4 protein-coding genes and 1 pseudogene are annotated in these 6,778 nt (G+C 72.3%); 4 read left to right on the plus strand and 1 reads right to left on the minus strand.

The window, feature by feature from the left end; all coding sequences use genetic code 11:
* Positions 1-27 precede the first annotated feature (27 nt).
* Complete coding sequence (locus tag ACFWTE_RS06035) at positions 28-642, minus strand: superoxide dismutase (protein WP_378778217.1); 615 nt, start codon at positions 640-642, stop codon at positions 28-30.
* Positions 643-1,119: 477 nt separating this feature from the next.
* Between ACFWTE_RS06035 and ACFWTE_RS06040 the strand changes: the two genes are divergently transcribed.
* From ACFWTE_RS06040 to ACFWTE_RS06055, 4 genes and pseudogenes are all read left to right on the plus strand, one after another.
* Positions 1,120-3,183, plus strand: a complete 2,064-nt coding sequence (locus tag ACFWTE_RS06040; protein WP_378778218.1) for an acyltransferase family protein — start codon at positions 1,120-1,122, stop codon at positions 3,181-3,183.
* Positions 3,184-3,470: 287 nt separating this feature from the next.
* On the plus strand, positions 3,471-4,520 hold the full coding sequence (locus ACFWTE_RS06045) for a class I SAM-dependent methyltransferase (protein WP_378778219.1): 1,050 nt from the start codon (positions 3,471-3,473) through the stop codon (positions 4,518-4,520).
* A gap of 55 nt (positions 4,521-4,575) precedes the next feature.
* The gene (locus ACFWTE_RS06050) at positions 4,576-6,576 is read left to right on the plus strand and encodes a glycosyl transferase family 2 (RefSeq protein WP_378778220.1); all 2,001 of its coding nucleotides are present in this window, start codon (positions 4,576-4,578) and stop codon (positions 6,574-6,576) included.
* Positions 6,573-6,778 (plus strand): annotated as a pseudogene (locus tag ACFWTE_RS06055) (glycosyltransferase family 2 protein); the annotation flags it as partial. The gene ACFWTE_RS06050 and the pseudogene ACFWTE_RS06055, both read left to right, overlap by 4 nt.

A 6,778-nucleotide genomic window follows, 5' to 3' on the forward strand; every position in this document is an offset into this window, starting at 1 on the left:
CCGGGGAGCCCGGATCCAGCCCGGCTGCTAGCCCAGCTGCACCTTGCGGGCGGCGTCGAAGCGGTCCTGGACGTCGGCCCAGTTGACCACGTTCCAGAACGCCTTGACGTACTCGGCCTTCACGTTCTTGTACTGGAGGTAGAAGGCGTGCTCCCACATGTCCAGCATCAGCAGCGGCTGCGTGCCGATGGCGATGTTCGCCTGCTGGTCGTACAGCTGCTCGATGATCAGCCGCTGGCCCAGGGCGTCCCAGGCCAGGATCGCCCAGCCGGAGCCCTGGAGGGCCGTGGCCGCGGCACCGAAGTGAGCGCGGAAGGCGTCGAACGAACCGAACTGGTCGTCGATGGCCGCGCCCAGCTCGCCCTCGGGCTTGTCGCCGCCCTCGGGGGACAGGTTCTTCCAGAAGACGCTGTGGTTGACGTGGCCGCCGAGGTGGAACGCCAGGTTCTTCTCGTGCAGGTTCACGGTGGCGTAGTCACCGGACTCGCGAACCTCCGCCAGCTTCTCCAGAGCGGTGTTGGCACCGGTGACGTAGGCAGCGTGGTGCTTGTCGTGGTGCAGCTCCATGATCTGGCCGGAGATCCACGGCTCCAGGGCCGCGTAGTCGTAGGGCAGTTCGGGAAGCGTGTATGGCGCAGACATCTCTGACGCACCTTTCCAGGAACGGGTTCGTCGTGTTCACCAGCGATGGGATCGCCTAGGCAGCAAGCTATCAGCCAGGTGGCCGAGCACCGGGTGTCAGGCTCTCTACATCCCGGACGGGGAATAAACCGGGCCCCGCACCCCGGCGCGGCGGCACCGCACCGGGGTCCGCCGGTGCTGCTCGCCGCGGACCCCCTCCCGCTCTTCCCCGCAGGACTCTCCCGCAATCATCACCTTGGTGGCGAAACCGCCCGTCCGGTCCCGTAGTGCTGAGGAGGAGCCCTTTCTCCTAGGGTTCCGGGCATACACCAGGGGAATCGCCACGAGTGTCGGTGGGCCGTTGGCCGCGCGTTGGCCCGCCATTCACCGGAGCGGCGTCGGGACCGGCGATGATTCATCGCCGCATTCGAGGGACCGAACCTGCTCCGCGTCTCTTTCGGTAGAAAACTTCCTATTCTTCGGGGCCGTTCACCACTCATGTCTGTCTCCACGGCAGGGGCTCCCGCGCCCGCCATTTCGAACACGCTCTCCCGTACCCCGTCCGGCACGCGCCGGGGTGGAGGGTTCCGCCCCGAGATCGAGGGCCTGCGGGCCGTCGCTGTGCTCCTCGTGGCCGTCTACCACGTCTGGTTCGGCCGCGTCTCGGGCGGTGTGGACGTCTTCCTCCTCCTCACGGGTTTCCTCATCACCGGGTCGCTGGTCAGGGCGCTGGAACGCGACGGCCGCATCGGGCTCGCCGCCTTCTGGACCAAGCTGGCCCGCCGGCTCACCCCCGCGGCAGCCGTCGTGCTCGCGGCGACCCTCGCCGCCACCTACCTGTGGCTGCCGCGTTCGCGGTGGACCGACGTCATCGCGCAGGTGAGGGCGGCGGCGCTCTACCACGAGAACTGGGCCCTGGCCAACGCCGCGGTCGACTACCTCGCCAGGGAGGCCGCGGCCAGCCCGGTCCAGCACTTCTGGTCACTGTCGATCCAGGGGCAGTTCTACCTGCTCTGGCCCCTCCTGCTGGGATTCACGGCCCTGGTCGCGTCCCGGGCCCGCGTGCGCCCGGGGGTGGCGTTCACCACGGTCGTCGGTCTGGTCTTCGCGGTTTCCCTCGCCTACTCGGTGTGGATCACCGGGGCCGACCAGGCCTGGGCGTACTTCGACACCGGTGCCCGGCTGTGGGAGCCCGCCCTGGGCGGGCTGCTCGCGCTCGTCGTCCACCGGATCGACCTGCCCGAACGCCTGAGAGTGGTCCTGGGATGGGCCGGCCTGGCCGCGCTCGTCTCCTGCGGGATGCTGCTCCAGGTGTCCACGCTCTTCCCCGGCTACGTCGCCCTGTGGCCGACCGGCGCCGCGGTCATGGTCGTCCTGGCGGGTTCCGGGACCCGGTTCGGCGCCGACCGGCTGCTCACCTGGAAGCCGCTCATGGCCCTGGGTGCGCTCTCCTACCCGTTCTACCTGTGGCACTGGCCGGTCCTGGTCTGCTACCTGGCGGTGACCGACCGGTCCCTGGCCGACCCGCTCGGGGGAGCGCTGGTGCTCGCGCTGTCCCTGGTCCTGGCCTGGGTCACCTCCAAGGCCGTCGAGGGCGGCGTCGAACGCCTCACCCGGGCGCCCGGACGGCGCACCCCGGCCTGGTCGCTGGGGGTGGCCGCCGCCCTGGTCGTCCCCGTGATGGCCGCGACGACGCTGTGGTCGGTGCGGATCGAGGAGGAGCAGCGGCACCGGGCGGAGGAGGTCGCGGAACCCGCCTACTACCCGGGCGCGATGATGGCGTCCGACCCCTCCCTGGAACGGGTGCTCCAGGAGATGCCGGTGCGCCCCGACCCCGCCGACGCGAGGCAGGACCTGTCCGCCCACCACGTCCGGGGCTGCCACGTCCCGCTCTCGCAGAGCGAGGTCACGGTGTGCGAGACCGGCCCTTCCGACGCCGAGCACACCCTGGCCCTGGTCGGAGCCTCCCGTGTCGCGCACTGGTACCCGTCGGTCCTGGAGGCTGCCACCGCCAACGGGTGGAGGCTCCTGTCCTTCACCAAGAGCGGCTGCCAGTTCAGCGCGGGCGTCCCCACCCGGGACGGTGAGCCCTTCCCCGAGTGCGAGGCGTGGAACGCCGAGGCCATGGAGGTTCTGGAACGGGAACGGCCCGACGCCGTCTTCACCTCCTCCACCAGGGCCAGCCCGGCCGGGGAGACGGTCCACGACGGGTTCGTGGAGCGCTGGCGGCAGCTCGACGCGCTGGGAATCGACGTGATCGGCGTGCGCGACCTCCCCCGACGCGACAGCGCGGGGGCCGAGTGCGTGGAGAGCCGCCCCCTGGAGGAGTGCGTCTCCCCGGCCGACTACAGCCAGGACGACACCGACCCGGCCTCGGTCGCGGACCTGCCCGGCAACGTCACGCTGGTCGACCTCACCGAGTACGTGTGCCCGGAGAGGCGGTGCGACGCCGTCATCGGGAACGTCCTGGTGTTCTGGGACCACTCCCACATGACCGCCACCTACTCCGCGACCCTGGGACCGGTGATGGGCGAGGCGCTGCGCGGTGCCACCGGGTGGTGAACCGACCCGCTCGGGAAGGGGAGGGATACGCGGAAACAAGGAATTGGTGATGGAAAGGTGAACAACGGGAGAATTGACCACCCTTCGGGTTTCGATTCGACTCACGCGCATCGCGTCATCGACGCGAAGGGTTAGTCTCGTCAAAGTTTGACCCCTTTGTCACCCCTCCCTTCGGAACGGTGTTCGGAACCGGCCGCTCCGTGTGGAGAAAACCGATTTCCCTCTGTGTCCCCCCTCGGTTCACCCTTGCGGTGCCGGGTCGCCAACTCCCGTGGAGGTACCCGCCCATGCGGTCGCTTCGCAGCCTTCTCCGTCCGCTCCTGGTCATCGGCGCGGTGGCCGGTGCCGCCGTTCTCGCGGTCCCCGTGGCCCTGGGGGCCCTCGGCCTGATCGGCTGGGTGGACGCGGCCGCCCTCGTGCTCCTCGGCGCGCTCGGCGGCGCGGTGTTCGTGCTGGCCCTCGGACTCCTCCTGCTGCGCCGCACCGTGAACCGCCTGGCCACATCGGTGTCCACGGTGATGGACACCCACAGCCGCAGGGTCGCCGAGACGCTGGGCCGCGACCGCCTGGAGGCCGCCCGCTCGATGGACGGGGTCAAGGAGAGGCTCACGCACCTGCGGGACCACTCCCTACCCAAGCTGACGCGCGAGGTCACCCACGCGATCACCGTGCAGGGGCGCAACGACTACGAGCAGCAGGTCGCCTGGACCGAGCTGCGCGAACACCTCGGCACTCCCACGTTCATGCCGCCCCTGCGCGGCTGGGCCGCCTCGCCCGACGTCATGCGCCTCCTGGTCCGCGAGATCGACCGGCGCCGCCCCGAACTCGTGGTCGAGTGCGGCAGCGGGTCCTCCAGTGTCTGGATCGGCTACGCGCTGCGGCGCGCCGGCGGCGGCAGGCTCGTCGCCGTCGAACACGACGCCCGCTACGCGGAGCTGAGCCGCGCCCTGGTGGCCTCGCACGGGCTGGAGGACGTGGTGGAGGTCCGCACCGCACCGCTCACCGAGTTCACCTCCGGGGGCGAGGAGCCCGAAGACGGGGCGGAAGGCGCGGGCGGGGGCCCCCGCCAGTGGTACGACACCTCCGTCCTCGCCGACCTGGAGGGCATCGGCCTGCTGTTCGTCGACGGACCGCCGGAGGCCACCGGGGCCCAGGCCCGCTACCCGGCCGTCCCCGCGCTGCTGCCGCACTGCTCCGAGGACGTCGTGATCATCCTGGACGACGCCTCCCGCACAGACGAGCGCGCGCTGGGGGACCGCTGGCTCGCCGAGAACCCCGCTCTGCGCCGCACGGAGGAGGCCGCGGAGAAGGGCGCGCACGTGTTCACCCGCTCCTGAGCCCCGCCGCCCCTCCCGGACACCTGCCCCACGTCCCCCGAACCGAGGTCGTCAGATGATCACCACCGCCCTCCGCGAGGCCCTGCGCGCCCGCGGGGACGAAACCGCCGTGCTGTGCCATACGGGCGCCGGCACCGCTGCCAGGCTGGCCGGGCTGCCGACACGCCCCTCCGACGTCGTCCTCGACCTGGACGCCCACCCCCTGGGTGCGGCGGTGGCCGACCACGGGGAGGTGGGCCTGGTCGCGGTCGTCGCCGCCACCACCACCGACCTGCACCGTGCCCTGACCACGGCCGTCCACCTGCCCAGGGCCGCCCACGTCCTGGTCGCGCTGGTCGCCGTCCCCGGGCACCAGGACCCGCCGCTTCCCGCCTCCCCGGGCATGGGGCAGTGGCGCGACCTGCAGGAGGTGCGGGTGCGCCGGGCCGACCGGCAGGGTTGGCTGTGCGAGCTGTTCTTCCCCAACGGGGTGGACACCGCCGAGGTCCTCGACGCGGTCCTGCACGGAACCCGGGGGCGCCGTCGAGGCCCCGCCGTCACCCCCCTGGCCGCGCTCTCCGGGCCGGAGGGCGCCCTGTGGAGGCCGGGTGACACCGGTGCGGCAGGTGTGCCCGCGACCGGCCCGGTCCCGCTGCGCCGCGTCACCCCCGTCGCCGACCTCGCACTGCGACTGGCCTCCGGAGGCGTGCACGCCTCCTGGGAGGACGATGTCGTTCCCGCGCTGGACCGCGTCACCACCGGCGCGGACGCCTGGAAGGACCTGGCCGGGGAACACGGACACGCCCTCCTGCGGGCGGTGCGCCCGGCCGGGGGGACCGACCCCGTGTCGGCGGTCGCCCCCGTGGACGAGCTCACCGTCAACCCCGTCGGCTTCACCAAGGCCGAGAAGGGCCCCCTCGCGGACCTCACCGCCCACGGCGACCGCGCGGTCGTCCGCGAGGGGAACAAGGACCTGGTCACCGTCGCGCCCGACGGCACCGTCACCGACGTGGACCTGACCCGCCTGCGCCATCTGCGCGGGGTCCGGGTGGACTGGTCCGGGCACACCGGCCCCTCGGCGGCGGTGCGTACCGTCGCCTCGCTGGCGGCCGGAGGGGTCCCCCTGCTCAGCGGCCCTGTGCCCGGGTGGGCCGCCGGACTGGGACGGACGCTCGCGGACCTCGTGGAAGGGGCCGCCGACTCCGACCTCACCGACCGGCTCCGCAGGGAGGAGTACAGCGTCCGGCTGCGCCGCGCCGCGCTGCGCACCCACGGCCTGCGCACCCGGTGGAGGTCGCTGGCCGTCGAGGCGGGCGTCCCCGTCCCGCCCGCACCCCGGATCTCGGTCGTCCTGTGCACCCGCCGCCCCGAGATGGTCGGGTTCGCGCTCGCCCAGATCGCCCGGCAGCGCGACGTGGACGTGGAGGTGGTGCTCACCCTGCACGGATTCCCCGCCGACCTGCCCGGGGTGGCCGCGGCGATCACCGAGGCGGCCGCGACCGGTCTGCGGATCGTCGTCCACGAGGCCGACGCGGGCCAGGTGTTCGGCTCGGTGCTCAACGACTCCGCCGCCCGCGCGTCGGGCGACCTGATCGCCAAGTGGGACGACGACGACTGGTACGGGCCCGACCACCTGGCGGACCTGGCCCTGGCCCGCGCCTACTCCGGCGCGGAGCTGGTCGGCACCGGACAGGACTTCGTCTACCTCCAGGAGGTGGACGTCACCGTGTGGCGCAGCCGCGAGTCGGAGACGGCCACCAGGTTCATCGCCGGGGGCACCATCCTCACCGACCGTGTGGTGCTGGAGGAGACGGGCGGCTTCCGCCCGCTGCCCCGGGCCATCGACACCCAGCTCCTCCTCGCCGTCACCCGGGGCGGCGGCCGTATCCATCGCACACACGGGCTGGGCTACGTGCTGCGCCGCACCGGCGGCGGACACACCTGGTCCGAGGACATGGCCTACTTCCTGCACAACTACGCCCGGCAGTGGGCCGGTTGGCGGCCCAGCTCCCTCCTTGAGGGCGAGCCCGCGGAGTTCGGCCGGTCCATCACCGAGTACACAGGGGGACAGCGTTGACCACCACAGAGACCGAACAGCAAGCCACCGTGGACGGCCACGGGTCCGCAACCGCGGCCGTGCTGCCCCGGGAGGACATCGACTTCACACGCCAGCCCCGCGTCCCGCGCAACGATCACGGCATCCTCCGGCCCCCCGCGTTGGGGGAGTGGACGCCGGTGTTGTCGGTGTCGGTGGTGGTTCCGGCGCACGGCCATCCCGA

Origin of the sequence: Nocardiopsis sp. NPDC058631 (assembly GCF_042716955.1) — a bacterium.
Taxonomy (GTDB): domain Bacteria; phylum Actinomycetota; class Actinomycetes; order Streptosporangiales; family Streptosporangiaceae; genus Nocardiopsis.